This is a genomic window from Loktanella sp. PT4BL, from assembly GCF_003201935.1.
In the GTDB taxonomy this organism is placed as follows: domain Bacteria; phylum Pseudomonadota; class Alphaproteobacteria; order Rhodobacterales; family Rhodobacteraceae; genus Yoonia.
Map to the genome: position 1 here is coordinate 115,416 of NZ_QJJL01000005.1, position 18,091 is coordinate 133,506.

An 18,091-nucleotide genomic window follows, 5' to 3' on the forward strand; every position below is an offset into this window, starting at 1 on the left:
GCGGGCCTTTTCTTTATTCAGCGGCTTGTACCGGTTGTTTGGGCGCGATGGGTGTCAGCACCGCCGCACTTGGATCATCCCAGATAATCTCGGGCGCTTTCATGCGGCGGGCCTGTCGTGACAGCGCCCAGTCGCGGGCGGCGCGGCTGCTGCGCCCCATGGAGAGTTTCGCCAAGAGTTGTGCGAACCACTGCACATAGGTCACAAACCAGACCCGCAGGGCCAGCATGGAGGGCGTGAAGACCAGCGTCAGCATTGTTGCGATACCAAGGCCAAAGACCACGGCTGTGGCCAATTGTTTCCACCAAAGCGCTGTCGGGCTGTCGATGGAATAGCCGCCGTTCATGAAATCAAGGCTGAGGCCGAACATCATCGGGGCCAGCCCCGCCATTGTGGTGATGGTCGTCAAAAGCACAGGGCGGATGCGGTCTTCGGCTGTGCGGGTGATCGCCTCGGTTTTGGGCATATAACGGCTGTATTCCTGATAGGTGTCGATCAGGATGATGTTGTTGTTCACCACGATGCCCGCAAGCGCCACGATACCTGTTCCCGTCATGATGATCGAGAACGGCTGATCCATCACCAGCATCCCCACCAGCGACCCGGCGGTCGACATGACCACGGCCATCAGAACAAGGATGGAGTTGTAGATGCTGTTGAACTGCGCCAGCAGGATGATGAACATCAGACCCAGCGCACCTGCAAAGGCGGTTTGCAGGAACGCGCCGGATTCGGCCTGTTCTTCCTGATCGCCCGTCCATTCCCATTCAATGGATGCGGGCAGGGGGTTGGTGCCGAGCCAGTCCGTCAGCGCGGCAATGCGTTCGTTGGCATTGAGCGGTGTCTCCGAGATGTCGCCTGCGTCCACAAGGGCCGTCAGACGCGCAGACGTCATATCACCCAGCAGCGTCTGCACTGCATAGCGATCCATGCCGGATGCCTCGTCGCTCACGATCTGGACAACCGCGATATTCTCGCCGTCCATCGTCAGTGTCGTCAGCCCTGTGGCCACGCCTGCCTTGACGTCGAAATAGCGCTTCTGGTCAATGCGGTCGATCTGCGCGAGGCTTGCCACCGGCGTGCGCGTGATGAAATTCGACAGCGGTATCAGGCCCTGATTGGTCCGCACTTTCAGACTATCAAGGGTAGAGAGCACGCGGTCCTGATCTGGCAGGCGGACGCGGATTTCGATTTCCTCGTCAGAGCTGTCGACGCGCATCGTATCAAGCAGAATACCCCGCGTGACCATCTGCACCATGGCACCCACAGTCGCTACATCGGCGCCAAAGCGCCCTGCTTTTTCAACATCAACGTCGATCTGCCAGTCGATGCCGGGCAGGGGCAGGGAATCCTCGATTGTGATCAATCCCGGTGTTTGTTCAAATTGTGCGCGCGCGATGTTGGTGGCGGCAATCAGGTCGTCCCAATTGTCGCTTTTCAGGCGCAGATGCACCGGCTTGCCCGAGGCAGGGCCGCGGGATTGGGCCAGGATCTCGGTTTCGATCCCGGGGATTGTGTTGAGTTGTTCTTGCAGTTCCGCCAGCACCACATCACCGTCCAGTTCGGCGATGCCTGCGCGGTCTTCCCATGGAATTGTCTCAAGCTGCACCTGCCCGATGGTGTCGCTGGGGGTGCTGGCGCCACTTGCGTCCGTGTTCAGCCCGCCGTCACCGGCAAAGGCGAAAGCGGTGATCACGCCATGATGCGCGAGAACGATATCTTCAGCCTGTCGCACCAGCGCGTCTTTTTCCTCAAGTGAAAGGTTTCCGCGGGCGCGTACATAGACGATGGCCTGTTCGGGCTCGGATTCAACAAAGAATTCCACCCCATTGTTGTTGGCCCCGTAGTAGCCGAAGATCGAGATCACGGTGAAGACAACGGCCGCCACAGTGACCAGCGGCATGATCGGGTTACCTGCAACGAAATGCATGAAGTGCCCAAAGGGCGAGCGGCGGTAACCGGCTTTGATTGTTTTGGCTTCGCGTTCAATCTTGGCGGCCCCGATGGTGATCGACAATGCGAAAGCCCCCAGAAGGAAGACAATCATGCCGGGAAGGGAATCGCCCAACCCGCTTGTCTGCACCGCTTCACCGGTCAGATAGCCGGGGTTCAGCGTCAGCATCGCACCCGTGAACACGATCATAATGGCAGGCAGGACCAGTGCCGCGCGCACCACCCACGGCAGGCGGGCGCGGAGCGTGTCGGATGCATTGCCGAACATCCGGCTCATCCGGCCTGTCACGCCACCCATGACAGGCAGATAGACGAGCGCGACAACCAGCGATGCCGAGAGCACGAAGATCAGGGTGACAGGAAGCATCCCCATGAACTGCCCCGGCACACCCGGCCAGAACAGCATCGGCAGAAAGGCGCAGAGCGTCGTGGCGGTCGAGGAAATAATCGGCCAGAACATGCGCTTGGCGGCCTCGACATAGGCGTGCATCGGGCCCGTGCCCTCTTTGATGCGCTTGTCGGCATATTCAACCACCACAATGGCGCCATCCACCAGCATACCCACGGCAAGGATCAGCCCGAACATCACGATATTGGAAATCGTGATGTCCATCACGGCAAGCAGGGCGAAACACAACAGGAAGGATGTGGGAATAGCAAAGCCTACCAGCAGCGCAGGGCGCGTCCCCAAGGCGGCAAGAACGACGATCATGACCAGCGCGATTGCGGTCAGAACCGAACCTTCCAGCTGGCTGACCATTGAAGCCACATTGCGGGACTGGTCGTTCGAGGTGCCGACCTGGATCGCCTCCTGAAGCTCGGGCGACCAGCTTGCGCGTTCGGCTTCGACTGCCTCTTCAACCAATGCGGCGGTATCGATCAGGTTGAACCCTTTGCGTTTGACCACCTGCAAGGCCACCGTGTTCACACCATTGAACCGTGCAGTGCCAAGCCGGTCTTCGAATGTCAGGCGGATCGTGGCCAGATCGCCCAGCGTGATCACGCGGTCACCGTTGGTTTTGACGGGCAGGTTATAGACGTCCTGTGGTTCGTCAAAAGACGAGGGGATCTTGACCGAGAACGTCCCTTGCGCGGTGTCCACCTCGCCTGCAGCGATCAGCAGGTTGTTATTTGTCACAACACCGATCAATTCGCCTGCCGTGACGTTATAGGCTTCAAGACGGAGCGGGTCGATCACGACCTCCAGCATCTCGTCGCGCTGACCGGCAAGTCCGGCTTCAAGCACCGCATCAATTCCTTCGATGCGGTCCTGCAGGTTTTTGGCCACCCGCAACAGGGTGCGCTCGGGCACTTGACCGGTGAGGTTCACGATCACAATCGGGAACTCAGAGAAGTTGATTTCATTGATGGAATATTGATCCGCGCCCGCAGGGAACTGCGCCTCGGCGTTGTTCATGGCGGAACGGATGTCGGCAAGAATTTTGGTTTTGTCCCAGCCGAATTCGAACTCGAGCGCCATGCCCGCATAGCCTTCGGCGGCGGTGGCGCTCATGGATTTCAACCCGTCGAGATCGGACAGTTCGGTCTCCATCGGTTTGACCAACAGGGTTTCACTGTCTTCGGCAGAAATACCGGGGAAGGGGACCGACACAAAGATCGCAGGGATTTCGATATCGGGTTCACCCTCTTTGGGCAGTCCGACATAGGCCATGCCCCCCGCCAGCAGCGAGAGCGCAATAAAGGCCAGCACCATCCGCGCGCGGGCTGCGGCCCAATCAACGAGACCGGTCATCCTTTGGCATCCGTATATGTGGGTGCCACGCGCACCCCGTCGACAACAAATTCCTGACCCAACGTGATGATATCAACCGTTTCTGGCAGGTCTGTGACCCAGACACCTTCGGCAGTGTCGCGCAACAGCGTAACCGGCATGAACTTGACGATGTTATCCTCTGCCACTGTGCGCACGCCCAGCACGCCGTCATCATCCAGTGTCAGCGAGGATTGCGCGATCAGATGCGCCGTGCGCCCGTCTGAGGCCACAAGGATTTCCGCCGTCTGTCCGTCGCTGATGGCCAGATCGCTGTTCTCGACAGTGACTTCCACGCGGAATGTGCGCGTCAACTCATCAGCACTGCGCGACAGGAATGTCACGCGGCCCTGAACCTGAGCGCCGTTGGTCAAGCGTGCGCCAGCCATTGCCCCGACTGTGATCTTGGAGACATCTGTCTCTGGCACAAATCCCACCAGTTTCACCTGATCAAGCTGGATGATTGCGGCACATGGTGCACCCGGCTGCAAGAGCGCGCCCAATTCCGCGGTGTCGGTTTCAAGCAAGCCAGAGAAGGGGGCGGTGATCGTCAGTTTGTCAATTTCGCGTAAAGCAGAGGCAACGGCAGCCTGCGCGGACTGGATGCCCGCCTGCGCCGACGCCACACCGGAATTGGCGCGCTGCACACCGGCTGCCGCGGCTTCCATCGCGGCCTGCGCGCTGACAAGGCGGGTTTCAGAAGCAAAACCGCCTTCCGACAACTGGCTGGCAGCGTTAAGGTTGATTTCCGCCTCGCGCACCCGCGCGTTCGCTTCAAGCACACCGGCCTGCGCCTCTGGCACACGGCCTTCGGCCTCGGCCAGTCGTGCGCGCGCCTCGGCCAATGACGCTTCGCGTGTGCCCGGGTCCAGCCGGCACAGAACGTCACCCGCATTCACCGATGCGCCGGCGCGCAACGGTTCCGAAATCACAAGGCCCGATGTTTCAGCAGCGACCGTGACCTTGCGTGCGGCCTCGGTGCGGCCGCGTAGGATCACAGCGCTGTCAATGGTTTGCGCCACGGAATGCATAGCAACAACACTGACTGCGGCGGCATCCTGCACCACGCTTTCAGGGGCCGTGGCATCGGCGGTGTCCAAGACGGCTGCTTCGGGTGCGGTGGACTGGGCGACGCCGAGAAGCACATCCCGCTCGAAAACGACCATGTAAAGGCCGGCAAGCACCAAAAGTGCCGTGATGATCGGTATCAGTTTCATCTTGTCATCTCTCTTGCGATCGATGCACGCTGTGGCGCAATGATCAGTCTGTTATCGTTACGTCCGGCCGCGGCGGTAGGATCACTTTGCCATACTAAACTGCTCAGTTCAGATTATACTGCCAATACTGTTCCGGCAAGCACCGTTTTGCGCATCAATTGCGGCTTTCACCTGCGCAAATGACGCTGGCCTCTTGTTCATCGCGCAGGCTTCACGATATGTACCCGCAAAGAGATTACAGAATTATGCAAAACTGGGGGCCAAGGTGAGCGACACTGACAGTTTTATCAATGAAGTCACCGAAGAAGTCCGCCGCGAAAAGCTGTTTGGCTATTTGCGCCGCTATGGCTGGATCGGTGTCGCGGCAGTCTTGCTGCTCGTGGGTGGTGCGGCCTGGAACGAGTATCGCAATGCCCAAGAGCGTGCGACCGCACAGGCAACCGGTGATGCGATCATGGCAGCGCTGGAAGAGGCCGATCCTGCCACGCGCGCAGCCGCAATGGCCCAGATCGAGGCCGAGGGTGCGGCCGTTGCCGTCACTTTGCTTTTGCAGGCCTCCACACAGGAAGAAGCAGGCGATAATGCGGGCGCTTTGGCGACCCTGAACCGTGTTGCCGTCAATCCCGATGTGCCGGAAATGTACCGCGAACTGGCGGCTTTCAAGATGGCGATGCTGCCGGTCGAGGACATTAATACCCGCCGCATCCAGCTTGATGCATTGGCCCAGCCGGGTGAGCCGTTCCGCCTGCTGGCGCTTGAGCAGCTGGCCTATCTGTCCCTGACAGAAGGTGATATTGATGCGGGTCTGGGGTTTTTGCGTCAGATTGAGGAAGACGCCGGTGTGACTCGCGGCTTGCGCGAGCGTGTCCAGAGCCTCATGGTGGCACTGGGCGAACCCATGCCCGACCCTGTTAGCCAGTAAAGCGCAGATTGGATCTGACCCGTGACCTTAAGAGTAACCATCACCGCAGCGATCAGCCTCGTTCTTTTGGCGGCATGCGGCGACGATGATGTGATCCTGCCCGGTGACCGTTTCGATATCCGTGGGCAGACCGTTCTGGCCAATGAAAGCCGCCCTGTGGCACTGCCTGCAGCACAGGTGAATGCCGACTGGACACACCGGAACGGCAGCCCCAGCCATACGATCACGCATCCGGCACTCGGTCCGAGCCTGAGCCCGCTGTTTTCGGTGGATATCGGCGAGGGCGACAGCAGACGCGCGCGGATGACATCGCACCCTGTTGTGGCAAACGGGATCATCTACACGGTTGATGCACGTGCCCTTGTGACAGCGACATCTGTTGATGGTGGCAATATCTGGACCCGTGATCTGACGCCTACGCGCGACAATGCGACGGATGCCTCCGGCGGGGGCATTTCTGTCGGCGGCGGGCGTGTTTACGTCACCACCGGTTTCGGTGAAATCACGGCCCTTGATGCGGCTACGGGTGCTGAAATCTGGGTGCAGGACCTTGATGCACCCGCAAATGCCGCACCCACACTGCAGGGCGATCTGGTTTATGTCGTGGCCCGCGACAGTACCGCATGGGCGCTTGATGTGACCAATGGCCGGATCCGCTGGCAGCGCTCCGGTGCGCCGTCCACCGCGAATTTCGCGGGCGGGGCATCGCCTGCAGTCAGCGGCGAATATGTTGTATTTCCGTTTCCATCGGGTGAGGTGCTCGCTACCTATCCCCGTGGCGGGCTGACACGGTGGTCTTCGGTTGTGACCGGTGACCGTTTGGGCAGTGCCTCGGCCGTTATCAATGATATTTCGGGCGATCCGGTGATTGTGGGCAATCGCGTCTATATCGGCAACTTTGGGGGCCGCACCGCCGCCTTTGATCTGCGCGATGGCGCGCGCGTGTGGACGGCAACCGAAGGGTCGCTGAGCCCTGTCTGGGTTGTCGGTGATGCCGTGTTCCTGATCAACGATGTCAATGAGCTGGTGCGTCTGGATGCAAACTCCGGCAGCCCCGTTTGGCGTGTGCCGTTGCCGGTGCTTGAGGACGGTGCGAACCCGCGACGCGAAAGACGTATCTTCACGCACTACGGCCCTGTTCTGGCCGGTGGTCGACTGATTGTCACCTCATCTGACGGGCAGATCCGGCAGTTTGATCCCGCATCTGGTGCATCCTTGGGGCAGCTTGCCTTGCCGGGCGGCGCGGCCTCTGGGCCTGTTGTGGCTGGCCGGACGCTCTATGTGCTAAGCAAAGACGGTCAATTGCACGCTTTCCGTTAGGCGCGCGTTGGTGTAAGCGCGCAAGCGTAGACCGTCAGGAGCTGACAAAATGACCTTTACCCTCGCAATTGTGGGCCGTCCGAATGTGGGCAAATCCACCTTGTTCAACCGTCTGGTGGGCAAGAAACTGGCCTTGGTCGATGACCAGCCGGGGGTAACGCGTGATTTGCGCGAAGGTGAGGGGCGGATTGCCGATCTGCGCTTTACCGTGATCGACAGCGCAGGTTTGGAAGAAGCGACAGACGACAGCCTTCAAGGCCGGATGCGCCGCCTGACCGAACGTGCCGTGGAAATGGCTGATGTCTGTCTTTTCATGATCGACGCCCGCGCCGGTGTTCTGCCTGCGGATGAGGTGTTCGCCGATATTCTGCGCAAGAAAAACGCCAATGTGATTCTGGCTGCCAACAAGGGCGAAGGCAAAGCCGCCGACGCCACCATTCTTGAGGCCTATGCGCTGGGTCTGGGCGAGCCGATCCGCATGTCCGCCGAACACGGCGAGGGCATGGGCGAGTTGATGGACGCGCTGCGCCCGATTGCCGAGGCGCATGAGGAAAAAGCTGCCGCCGACGCGCCCGAGATTGATGTCGACGTGGGCGAGGATGACGAGGATGCGCCGCGTATCCCGACCCGCGCCAAGCCTTTGCAGATTGCCGTGGTAGGCCGCCCGAATGCGGGTAAATCCACGCTGATCAACAAGATTATCGGCGAAGAACGCCTTTTGACAGGTCCCGAAGCAGGGATCACCCGCGACGCAATTTCTGTTCTGCAGGACTGGGGCGGGGTGCCAATGCGGATTTTTGACACCGCAGGGATGCGCAAAAAAGCCAAGGTGCAGGAAAAGCTGGAAAAGCTGTCCGTGTCCGACGGTCTGCGTGCTGTGAAATTTGCCGAAGTCGTGGTGGTTCTGCTTGATGTCGAAATCCCCTTCGAGCAGCAGGATTTGCGCATCGCCGATCTGGCCGAACGTGAAGGTCGTGCTGTTGTCGTGGCCATCAACAAATGGGACGTCGAGGACGAAAAGCAGACCAAGCTGAAGGAATTGCGCGAAAGCTTTGAACGGCTTTTGCCGCAACTGCGCGGTGCGCCTCTAGTGACCGTTTCCGCTAAGACCGGCAAAGGGCTTGACCGTTTGCAGCAGGCCATCATGCGCGCCCATGAGGTCTGGAACCGCCGTATTTCAACCGCGCAACTGAACCGTTGGCTGACGGGGATGCTGGAACAGCACCCGCCACCCGCACCGGGCGGCAAGCGGATCAAGATGCGCTATATGACCCAAGTGAAAACGCGTCCGCCTGCGTTTGTTGTGATGACATCTCATCCTGATCTGATGCCGGAAAGCTATAAGCGTTATCTTGTCAATGGCTTACGCGTTGACTTTGATATGCCGGGCACGCCGATCCGCCTCTATTTGCGCGATCAGGGCGACAAGAATCCGTATAAGGACAAGAAGTCCTCGCAGCCGTCGCGCCTGTCAAAGCATCTCAAGAAGGGGTCAAGCTGACCCGCATTCTGGCGATCAGCCCCAGCAGGATGACCACGCCGATGGCCGCCAGCGCCGATACGGTCCAGTTTGCTGCGCCATTGGCCACGATAATTCCAACCAACGCCCAGATCACGGTCAGCGCATAGGCGGGTGATTTGACGCGGGTCAGGACGGCGACTGCAACGATCAAGGCACCGGTGATGCCGATATAGGCCCAGCCTTGCGCTGCGGGGCCGATGCCATAGCCTGCGGCGGTGCTGCCCAGCGACACGAAAGACGCCGCTGTCAGCCAGCCCGCATAGATACCCACCGGCACCCGAAAGAACCAACGGTGCTTGCGCGGTGCGCGCAAGAGCGCCGCAATCGCGGCAGTGGCCATGACGAAGATCAGGATTGTCGCCCAGATTGCACTTTCGTTGGCCACAGCAAGCCACGGTGTGCCTACCGCAAGGCTGATGATCAGCGGCGGGCGGGCGTAATTCCACTCGGCACTATCGGCCCGTTTGATCATCCCGTAGACGGCTGACACCACGAGCCAGCCATAGATCAGCCCCCAGATCGCAAAGGCATAGCCTTCGGGCTGGACCGGCGGGTCAATCTGCGGAACGGGCAGTTGGTCTTCACGAAACCCGCTGAACGGTCTGGTGAGCGCAGGGGACACCACAAAAGTGACCGTAACGAGTAGGGTGAGGATCGCGTATATGTTTTTCATGTCCCTGTTATCCTCTGTCTGCTGATGGAGTGCTACCCAAAAAACCGGTTACATCCCGGACTTGCCTACAACCGATCCTTGCGCCAGCATTCACTTATTCAATTCAGGAGATTGCCATGAAACGCATTGCGATTTTTTGTGACGGGACTTGGAACCGCCATGATGCTGTGAACCCCACGAATGTGGTGCGCATGGCGCAGGCGGTCAAACACACGGCGGATGACGGGCGCAAACAGCAGGTGTTTTATGTGCTGGGCGTCGGGGCCGGACGCGGATCGAACGCGGTCGCGCGGTGGCTGGATCGTTTCGCGGGTGGTGCATTGGGTTGGGGCCTGATCGAGAATATCGAGGACGCCTATCGCGCTTTGGTTTTCTGCTATGAACCGGGGGACGAGATTTTCATTTTCGGATTTTCGCGCGGGGCCTATACGGCGCGGTCATTGGCCGGACTACTGCGCTCTTGCGGGATCCCGCCGCGCGAAAATGTGGGCCGTATCGGCGAGGCAATCCGGCGCTACCGGTCGCGTTCCAAGGACACCAAACCGGATGATCCGGCAAGCTTTGCGTGGCGCCGCGATTTTGCGCCCTACACGGCGACAAGCCAACTCGAATGGAACTGGCGGCAAAAGACAAAGCCGGGCCTCTGTGTAAACCTGACGATCAAATATCTTGGCGTCTGGGATACGGTCGGCGCGCTGGGGGTGCCGGGCTATTGGGCCGCAGCACCACTCTTCAACAAAAGGCACCAGTTCCACGATGCGGACCTGTCACGCACGGTGCTTTCGGCCCGCCACGCCGTCGCGATTGACGAGCAGCGCCGGACATTTGCGCCGGCTCTTTGGTCAGACAAGCTGGACCGCATGAACCGGACGGCGCTGGGACTGGACGCGGAGACAAGTCTGGATCCTGCCACCCGCGCGGACTGGCCCTACCGGCAGGAATGGTTCCCGGGTGATCATGGATCAGTCGGGGGCGGGGGCGACCGGTTGGGGCTCTCGGCATTCGCGTTTGACTGGGTCGCAGAAGGGGCGCAAAGGGCGGAACTGTGCATGGACAGCGCGAAACTGGCGCAGGTCCGTGAGGGGCGCAACATCCGCGAGGCACTGGTCAATCAGTCCCGTTTGGGATTGTTGGCCCGCGTGATGCGGTTGCGCCCTTTCGATCGCGACGGGCCGACGCGTGTGGTGGATGTGAGCCAGACGGCGATTGACCGGATCGCATGTGATCCGGCCTATCAGCCCAAGACGCTCGCAAAAGTCCTGCCAAAACTGCAAGAGACCCTCACAAAGGACGATCTCTTGCCGCCGCGCTAGACCATCTGGCCGTCTGCGTTGATCCGCGTCTTGCCGCGCAGATAGGGGTGCAAAGCGGCGGGAAGATCGACCGATCCGTCAGCCTGCTGGCCGTTTTCGACCACGGCAATCAACGTCCGCCCGACGGCAAGGCCCGATCCGTTCAGCGTGTGCACGAACTGCGGCTTGCCACCGCCCTCGGGCTTGTATCGGGCGTTCATGCGGCGCGCCTGATAATCACCGGCTACAGAAACCGAGCTGATCTCGCGGTAGGTGTTCTGGCCGGGCAACCAGACCTCGATATCGTGGGTCTTGCGCATACCCGCGCCCAGATCACCGGTGCAAAGCACGACGGTGCGGTAGGGCAACTCCAGCTTTTCAAGGATGGCCTGCGCCTGTTTCGTCATTCGGTCGTGCTCGGCGGTACTGTCCTCGGGCTTGGTAATGCTGACCATTTCGACCTTCTCGAACTGGTGCTGGCGCAACATGCCCGATGTGTCACGGCCCGCCGAACCTGCCTCGGAGCGGAAGCACTGGGTGTGTGCCACATAGCGGCGGGGCAGGTAGCTTTCCTCGACTGTCAGGCCGTTCACGATATTGGTCAGTGTCACCTCGGCAGTGGGGATCAGCCACCAGCCATTTGTTGTCTGATAGCTGTCCTCGCCGAATTTCGGCAATTGGCCTGTGCCATACATCATGTCCTCGCGCACCAGCACAGGGGTGATGGTTTCGGTCAGACCGTGTTCTTCCACATGCACGTCCAGCATGAATTGCGCCAGCGCACGGTGCAGACGTGCCACAGCACCGGACAGCAGCACGAACCGGCTACCGGACAGTTTTGCGGCGGTTTCAAAATCCATGCCCGGACGGATGGCGGGGATGTCGAAGTGTTCAAGCGGCGTGAAATCGAGGGCGCGGGGGGTGCCGTACCGATGGATTTCGACGTTGTCGTTTTCGTCCGCACCATCGGGGATGCTGTCGTCAGGCAGGTTCGGGATGCCCATCAAAAGATCGGTGAGGGCGGCATCCTCGGCTTTGGCCTCATCGTTCAACGCGGCGATCTGTGCTTTCTTTTCACCCACAAGCGCGCGCAGGCGTTCGAATTCGGCCTCGTCACCGCGGGCCTTGGCTGCGCCGACGTCTTTGGCGGCTTTATTGGCTTCGGCCTGCGCGGTTTCAGCCGCGAGTATTTTGGCGCGGCGCGCCTCATCCATCGCAAGGATCCGGGACGATACAGGTGCAAGTCCACGACGAGACAGGGCCGCATCAAAAGCAGCGGGGTTGTCACGGATGGTGCGGATATCATGCATAGCATCGGTCCTTCTAGGGTGTTTGCGTGACGGTGATATGCCTGATTGTGCCCGGCAAGTGAAGCATAGAAAGCACAACCAAAGGGCACTTGCCGGCTGGTCGGAGCGCGGCCTATCACGGCAAAGCACGCTTCATCCGCTTTAAAATCAAGGGTTGTGTGGCCTGCCACAAAAATGCCTCTAAATTGCTGCGAAAAAACACCGCTAGACGGGTTGCTCATAGCAGGGTTTTGCGCGATGTGTCCGCGTACGAAACAGATGTTTAGACAGGAAAACAAATGATTAGGACAACTCTCTCTATCGCTGCGATGGGTGTCATGGCTGCCCCTGCTTTTGCGCAGGAACTCACCTATGGTGCGTTCGACCTAGACTATTCAACATTCTCTTCGGACGAAGGTGGTGAAGATGTGACAGGTTTCGACCTGGAAGGTGATGCAGAATTCACCCTTGACCAGTTTGTCTTCGGCGCAGGCATTTCGAACGACAACATTGATCTTGGCGACGGCGATGAATTTACCGTGCGCACTTTTGACGCTTTCGCCGGATATGAAATTACCCCCGAAATTCTGTTCGGCGCCGGTTTTGCAAACACGACTGTCGACTTCTCCTTCTTCGGCGAAGAAGACTTCAGCGGCTATGACCTTTTCGGTCAGTACCAAACAGGTGCGTTCGGTGTTGCGATCAACTACAATCGTCCTGACCAGGACTTTGACGAGATCGAGATTACAACGCTCTTCGCGCAGGGTGAGGTTGCTCCCGGGGTGACAGTCGGTGGTATCGTCGAAAGTATTGCCGACGTTGACGAAAGCACCTATTTCCTTTCAGCAGAATATGATGCGGGCCAGATCTTTGGCCGTGCTTACTACGCAAGCGTCACTGACGTGGATTTTGCGGTTTATGGTCTGCGTGGTGAGTACCGCTTTGATGATGCGATCAGCATCAATGGTGGTGTCGAAGCTCTTTCTGGTGACGATTTCATTGGCGAATACACAGCGCTTTCAATCGGTGGTGCGTATGCGTTCGCGCCCGGTATTGCAGCAACGGCCCGTTACACCAACATCGACGCGGATTTCGGCGGCGATACAGATGCGATTGTAGTTGGTCTGAGCTACGAAATGGGCGCAAGCAAGCGTCTGGACCGGAACATGATGGATGATGTGAAGACTGATCTGGAAACAGGCGTCTTTGGTGTTCAGCCAAACATCGGCTACGGTTTGCTGACAGGTGGTTTCCTCTTCGGCCCAGTCTAAACAACCGCAACAGGTACTTAAAAGGCCCGCAGTTCTCTGTGGGCCTTTTTGTTTGCTTGCAAGCCTCGAAACTTGCGGCTCTCAAGCAATTCACACCGAAAGCGCAGCATTGTGATTGCTTTCGGCGGACAGCCAACCCATATGGCACGCAAGCCTGCTCAATTCGGGCCAATCGCGGTTGCCATTCACAGGTGGCGGACATAATGTGCCGCGAGTTTCCAAGGCGCTAAAGCCGCACGACCAAAAGGGATGGATTTATGAGACCTGCCGACCTGATTATGCTCTTGTTGATCTTCGCGATCATGTATTTCCTGCTGATCCGCCCGCAGCAGAAAAAGCTGAAAGAGCATGCTGCCATGATCGAAGGCCTGCGTCGGGGTGACCAGATCATCACCCAAGGCGGTCTGGTTGGGAAGATCGTAAAAGTCAAAGAAGACGGCACCAACGAAGTCGAAGTCGAGATTGCCAAGGGCGTGAACGTCCGTGTCGTCAAATCGACAATTGCGACCGTCATGAACAAAACAGAACCGGCAAAAACCTAAGTCTGGCCGGCGAGGCACGCTTTTATGCTCAATATTTCGTTCCCCAAGCAGCTGATGATCTGGATCACAGTTGTTGTTGGTCTGTTGTTTGCCTTGCCCAATGGCTTTTATGGTCGGGTCGAGACGCATAATGACGCGATGGCGATCATCGACACGGGCATCACCAATGATGCGCTTGCCGCTGATGCCGCGCAATGGCCCAGTTTCCTGCCCTCGGGCCTTGTCAACCTCGGGCTTGATCTGCGTGGCGGGGCACACCTGTTGGTCGAAGTGCAGGTCGAGGATGTGCATGCCTCATTTCTTGAAGGTTTCTGGCCATCCGTACGCGATGCCTTGGCCGTAGAGCGTGACACAGTTGGGTTCGTCACCCGCGAGGATAGCCCGCCCACCGAATTGCGCGTGCGTATTTCCGAGGCGGCTGGTGCGACCCGCGCTTTCGAGATTGCGCGGAGTTTGGCCACACCTGTGGCGTCCTTTACCGGTGCTGCCGCCACCAATATAGATGTCCGTTTGAATGGTACGCTGCTCACAATCACGCTGAGCGATGCGGAAATGGCCGCGATGAACGAGCGGACGATCCTCCAAACGCTCGAGATCATTCGCCGCCGGATCGACGAGGTTGGCACCCGTGAGCCAACGATCCAGCGGCAAGGGGCAGAGCGTATTCTGGTACAGGTCCCCGGTGTCGGCTCGGCCAACGAGATCATCGAACTGCTGGGCACCACCGCACAGCTGACATTCAACCCTGTTGAGGGGACGACGGGCGATCCCGATGCGTCGGCAGGCACCGGCAATATGATTGTGCCTGCACAAGAGACAGCGGGCCTTTTCTATATTCTGGAACGTCGCCCTGTGGTGACGGGCGAGGACCTGCAGAACGCGCAACTGGATTTTGACCAGAACGGCCGCCCTGCGGTGGCGTTCCGGTTCAACACATCCGCGGCCCGAGAATTCGGCGACTATACGCTGGAAAACATCGGCAGCCCTTTCGCGATTGTGCTGGATAATGAGGTTATCTCTGCCCCTACGATCCAAAGCCATATTCCGGGTGGTTCGGGTATCATCACCGGTAATTTCACGATTGAGGAAGCCACAAATCTGGCTGTTTTGCTTCGCGCAGGCGCGCTGCCAGCGGAACTGACATTCCTTGAAGAACGGACCATCGGTCCGGAACTGGGCGCGGATAGTATTGCTGCGGGGCAGGTGGCGTGCATCGTCGCAGGTATCGGCATTCTGCTTTACATGGTGCTCAGCTACGGTTTGTTTGGCGTCTTTGCCAATATTGCGCTGATCATCAACGTCGGTCTGATTTTTGGCCTGCTGAGCATTGTTGGTGCGACACTCACCTTGCCGGGGATCGCGGGTATCGTGTTGACCATCGGCATGGCGGTGGACGCGAACGTGATTATCTTTGAACGCATCCGCGAAGAGTTGAAAACCGCCAAAGGCCCTGCGCGCGCGATCGAGCTGGGCTATGAAAAAGCGCTGTCCTCGATCATCGACGCCAATATCACCACCTTTATGACGGCTGTGATCCTGTTCACCATGGGTTCCGGCCCGGTCAGCGGCTTTGCCGTGACCTTGGGCTTCGGGATCATGACATCCGTCTTTACCGCGATTTTTGTGACCCGATCCCTGATTGTGATCTGGTTCTCGCGCACCCGCCCCAAAACAATCGAGGTTTGATATGCGCCTGAGACTGGTTCGCGAAAACACAACGATCGATTTCTTCAGCCGCGCCCGTATCTGGCTGGGTATTTCCATGATCGCCATGGTCATCGCTTTTGCGTCTTTTCTGATCCAGGGCCTGAACTACGGCATTGATTTTCAGGGTGGTACAAGCATCCGGACCCAGTCCGAAACGCCTGTCGATGTAGCCCAATACCGTGCCGCACTTGAGGCGCTGGACCTCGGTGACGTGTCGATTGCCGAGGTGTTCGATCCGTCGTTTGACGAAAACCAGCACGTGGCAATGGTGCGCATTCAGGCGCAGGAAGGCGATGAGCGGATCGCGACTGAAACGATTGATCAGGTGCAGGCTGCGCTGCGCACAATTGACCCCGATATGACGTTCCCTTCGGTGGAATCAGTGGGGCCGAAGGTGTCGGGTGAGCTGATCCAGACCGCGATATTGGCGGTCAGTTTGGCGGTGATCGCGATCCTTCTCTATATCTGGCTGCGCTTTGAATGGCAGTTCGCGGTCGGCGCTGTGCTGGCGCTGTGCCATGACGTGATCCTGACCATCGGGATATTCTCGGAGCTTCAGATCAAGTTCGATCTCGCGATTATCGCGGCCTTGCTGACCATTGTGGGCTATTCGATCAACGATACGGTGATTGTATTCGACCGCGTGCGGGAAAACCTGCGCAAGTATAAGCAAAAAGACCTCAAAGAGGTGCTGAACTTGTCGATCAACGAAACCCTCAGCCGGACTTTGATGACCTCGATGACGACGATGCTTGCACTTTTGGCGCTGTTCGTCTTGGGTGGTGACGTGATCCGCGGGTTTGTCTTTGCGATGATGTGGGGCGTGTTGATCGGGACCTATTCCTCGATCTTTGTGGCATCAGCGATCCTGCTGGTGCTGGGCGTCAAGCGCGACTGGTCGAAGAAAGACCCGAGCGCGGGGACGAAATACGGTCACATCGACACCTGAATGGAGGTGAGACATGCGTCTGAACGAAATCAGCTATAACGATGCCGTGCCGATAGATGGCTACGGCACCGGGTTTTTCCGCATTGGCGGGAAACGCCATGATGGTGCTGTTCTCGTCATGCCCTCGGGGGTGAGCGGTTGGGGTGGTTTTGAAGATACCGCTGCTGTGCTGGACCATGTAGGTGACATTGACGTGCTGTTCGTTGGTACTGGTGCCGAAATCGCGCATCCGCCGGTGGCCTTTCGCACGGCGTTGGAGGATGCAGGGATTGGCGTGGAAACCATGGCGTCCCCTGCGGCGTGCCGGACCTATAATGTTCTCTTGTCCGAGGGCCGGCGCGTTGCCGTGGCCCTCTTGCCTGTCTGAATGCTGTATGTCCGTAATCTGAGTTGCGCCCGCGGCGGCGTGCCGGTGCTGACGGACGTCAGTTTCGAGGTTGCAGCGGGTCAGGCGATTATATTGCGCGGTCCCAATGGCGTCGGGAAAACCACGCTGCTGCGCACGCTCGCAGGGTTGCAGCCGCCGATCACAGGCGAGGTGGATTTTCCTGAAGAGCAAGGTGCATATGCCAGCCATGCGGACGGCATCAAGACCGCGCTGACAGTCACGGAGAACCTGAAATTCTGGGCGGATGTGCATGGTGCAGCGCTGCCGGATACGATTTTGGAGACCTTTGATCTGGCCGATCTGCGTGACCGTTTGGGCGGTACGTTGTCAGCGGGCCAAAAGCGCCGTCTTGGACTGGCGCGTTTGGGTGTGATCGGCCGCAAGGTTTTGTTTCTGGATGAACCGACGGTGTCGCTCGACCGGTTTTCCGTGAAACTCTTTGCCGATTGGCTGCAAAACACGCATCTTGCCGCGGGCGGAGTGGCGGTGATTGCGACGCATATTGATCTGGGGCTGGCGGCCCCCGAACTGGATCTGACACCGTTCAAAGCCGCAGCGGACGCAGATGGCGGATCAGACGAGGCCTTCTTGTGATCGCGCTGCTGTTGCGCGATCTGCGGCTGGCGTTCCGCGCAGGCGGCGGTTTTGGACTTGGCCTTGCTTTCTTCCTGATCGTCGTCGTGCTGGTGCCCTTCGGAGTAGGGCCAGAAACAGAACTTTTGTCGCGCATCGCGCCCGGTATCCTCTGGGTCGCATCACTCCTGGCGGCACTCTTGTCGCTGGACCGGATTTTCGCGCTGGATTTCGAAGATGGATCGCTCAGCCTTTTGGCGACATCGCCGCTGCCAATGGAAGGGGCTGCGATGATGAAGGCGCTGGCGCATTGGATCACGACAGGTCTGCCGCTCACGCTGGCCGCACCTGCTTTGGGGTTCCTGCTCAGCCTCGCGCCCGAGGCCTACGCCTATCTGCTGGTCTCGCTCTTGCTGGGTACGCCTGCGCTGTCGATGATTGGGACATTCGGGGCCGCGCTGACCGTCGGCATCCGGCGCGGCGGGTTGTTGTTGTCGCTACTGGTGCTGCCGCTTTATGTGCCGACATTGATTTTCGGGGCCGAGGCCGTACGCCGCGGGGCTGATGGCCTTGATCCGACGGGGGCCTTGATGTTGATGGCGGGGATCACTGCAGGGTGTTTCGCGCTCCTGCCATTTGCCACTGCGGCTGTCTTACGCATCAATCTGCGGTGATCGGGGATTGTTGGACGGGACCATGAAG

The 18,091-nt window shown here is 58.9% G+C and carries 15 protein-coding genes; 11 read left to right on the top strand and 4 right to left on the bottom strand.

The window, feature by feature from the left end; translation table 11 throughout:
* Positions 1-13 precede the first annotated feature (13 nt).
* On the bottom strand, positions 14-3,706 hold the full coding sequence (locus C7964_RS15320) for an efflux RND transporter permease subunit (protein WP_110280536.1): 3,693 nt from the start codon (positions 3,704-3,706) through the stop codon (positions 14-16).
* Entirely contained in the window at positions 3,703-4,941 is a 1,239-nt protein-coding gene (locus C7964_RS15325) for an efflux RND transporter periplasmic adaptor subunit (RefSeq protein ID WP_110280537.1), read from the bottom strand. The genes C7964_RS15320 and C7964_RS15325 overlap by 4 nt, the downstream gene beginning before the upstream one ends.
* Positions 4,942-5,206: 265 nt before the next feature.
* Between C7964_RS15325 and C7964_RS15330 the strand changes: the two genes are divergently transcribed.
* The 3 genes from C7964_RS15330 to der are packed head-to-tail and all read left to right on the top strand — an operon-like array spanning position 5,207 to position 8,684.
* Entirely contained in the window at positions 5,207-5,863 is a 657-nt protein-coding gene (locus C7964_RS15330) for a tetratricopeptide repeat protein (protein WP_110280595.1), read from the top strand.
* Positions 5,864-5,884: 21 nt separating this feature from the next.
* Complete coding sequence (locus tag C7964_RS15335; RefSeq protein WP_110280538.1) at positions 5,885-7,183, top strand: PQQ-like beta-propeller repeat protein; 1,299 nt, start codon at positions 5,885-5,887, stop codon at positions 7,181-7,183.
* A 49-nt stretch (positions 7,184-7,232) separates the two neighbouring features.
* Positions 7,233-8,684, top strand: coding sequence for a ribosome biogenesis GTPase Der (der, locus tag C7964_RS15340; RefSeq protein ID WP_110280539.1), 1,452 nt, complete (start codon positions 7,233-7,235; stop codon positions 8,682-8,684).
* On the opposite strand, the gene C7964_RS15345 is transcribed toward der, so the two are convergent.
* Entirely contained in the window at positions 8,665-9,378 is a 714-nt protein-coding gene (locus C7964_RS15345; protein ID WP_110280540.1) for a TspO-related membrane protein, read from the bottom strand. The two genes, der and C7964_RS15345, sit on opposite strands and share 20 nt — an antisense overlap.
* Positions 9,379-9,494: 116 nt before the next feature.
* Here C7964_RS15345 and C7964_RS15350 point away from each other — a divergent pair, with 116 nt between their 5' ends.
* Entirely contained in the window at positions 9,495-10,691 is a 1,197-nt protein-coding gene (locus C7964_RS15350; protein ID WP_110280541.1) for a T6SS phospholipase effector Tle1-like catalytic domain-containing protein, read from the top strand.
* Here the strand turns inward: C7964_RS15350 and serS are convergent.
* Positions 10,688-11,980, bottom strand: coding sequence for a serine--tRNA ligase (gene serS, locus C7964_RS15355; protein ID WP_110280542.1), 1,293 nt, complete (start codon positions 11,978-11,980; stop codon positions 10,688-10,690). The two genes, C7964_RS15350 and serS, sit on opposite strands and share 4 nt — an antisense overlap.
* 278 nt (positions 11,981-12,258) lie before the next feature.
* On the opposite strand from serS, the gene C7964_RS15360 reads away from it, so the two are divergent.
* The 7 genes from C7964_RS15360 to ccmB all read left to right on the top strand — a co-directional run bounded on the left by C7964_RS15360 (position 12,259) and on the right by ccmB (position 18,063).
* On the top strand, positions 12,259-13,230 hold the full coding sequence (locus C7964_RS15360; protein ID WP_146214875.1) for a hypothetical protein: 972 nt from the start codon (positions 12,259-12,261) through the stop codon (positions 13,228-13,230).
* Positions 13,231-13,487: 257 nt separating this feature from the next.
* Entirely contained in the window at positions 13,488-13,772 is a 285-nt protein-coding gene (gene yajC, locus C7964_RS15365; protein ID WP_055293082.1) for a preprotein translocase subunit YajC, read from the top strand.
* Between the two features lie 24 nt (positions 13,773-13,796).
* Positions 13,797-15,458 carry a protein translocase subunit SecD gene (secD, locus tag C7964_RS15370; protein WP_110280544.1) on the top strand — a complete coding sequence of 554 codons (1,662 nt, stop codon included), beginning with the start codon at positions 13,797-13,799 and terminating at the stop codon, positions 15,456-15,458.
* Between the two features lies 1 nt (position 15,459).
* On the top strand, positions 15,460-16,428 hold the full coding sequence (secF, locus tag C7964_RS15375; protein ID WP_110280545.1) for a protein translocase subunit SecF: 969 nt from the start codon (positions 15,460-15,462) through the stop codon (positions 16,426-16,428).
* A 13-nt stretch (positions 16,429-16,441) separates the two neighbouring features.
* Complete coding sequence (locus C7964_RS15380; protein WP_110280546.1) at positions 16,442-16,795, top strand: Mth938-like domain-containing protein; 354 nt, start codon at positions 16,442-16,444, stop codon at positions 16,793-16,795.
* A complete protein-coding gene (gene ccmA, locus C7964_RS15385) occupies positions 16,796-17,410 on the top strand; it encodes a heme ABC exporter ATP-binding protein CcmA (RefSeq protein WP_110280547.1) in 615 nt (204 codons plus the stop codon).
* Complete coding sequence (ccmB, locus tag C7964_RS15390) at positions 17,407-18,063, top strand: heme exporter protein CcmB (RefSeq protein WP_110280548.1); 657 nt, start codon at positions 17,407-17,409, stop codon at positions 18,061-18,063. Before ccmA ends, ccmB begins: the two co-directional genes overlap by 4 nt.
* The last annotated feature ends 28 nt before the right edge of the window (positions 18,064-18,091 follow it).